Below are 528 nucleotides of genomic sequence, written 5' to 3' on the forward strand. Positions count from 1 at the left end.
GTACTGGGCGGCCGCGTAGGAGCCCAGCTCCGCGCGCGCCTCGTTCAGCTTCTGTGTGCGCTGCGCCACGTCGTCGAGGAGGGTGTCGACGCGTTTGCGCTGCTTGGTGGTCTTCTCCTTGGCCGCGTTGTACTTCTCGGTCGCCGACTCGGCCTGACGGTAGAGGTCGCCGACCTTCTTCTCGACCTCCTCCAGGCTCGGCCGGTCGTCGCCGGGAGCGGCGTCGGCGGTCTGGGAGAGCAGGGCCACGGAGGTGAGCGCGGCCGTGGCCAGGGCCGGGGTGCGTATGCCTGCCACGCGCGTGCCGGGGGTGCGCGACTTGCGGTGCGACGCCAAGGGAGGCGACTCCTTCCAGTGCTCCGCCTACCGGGTTAGCTGTCGGGTTCGGGCGGGTGGTTCGGAAGGGTTGCCCTACGGCCGCTCCCTGCGGGCGTGGGCCGATTCACCCCAGGTCTCGGTGGGTCCCCGGCTCCGGCTGCCACGGCGGGCAGCGATGGACTCGGCGGGGGCCGCGCGGTCCGGCGAGGT

General features: G+C 72.5%; 1 pseudogene and 1 riboswitch. The pseudogene reads right to left on the reverse strand.

Annotated features, from left to right (window positions below):
• Positions 1 to 336: pseudogene (locus LPA54_RS36360) on the reverse strand (glycoside hydrolase); the annotation flags it as partial.
• Between the two features lie 7 nt (positions 337 to 343).
• Positions 344 to 496: riboswitch (cyclic di-AMP (ydaO/yuaA leader) on the reverse strand.
• Positions 497 to 528 lie beyond the last annotated feature (32 nt).

Origin of the sequence: Streptomyces sp. DH12, assembly GCF_020873895.1 — a bacterium.
In the GTDB taxonomy this organism is placed as follows: Bacteria; Actinomycetota; Actinomycetes; order Streptomycetales; family Streptomycetaceae; genus Streptomyces.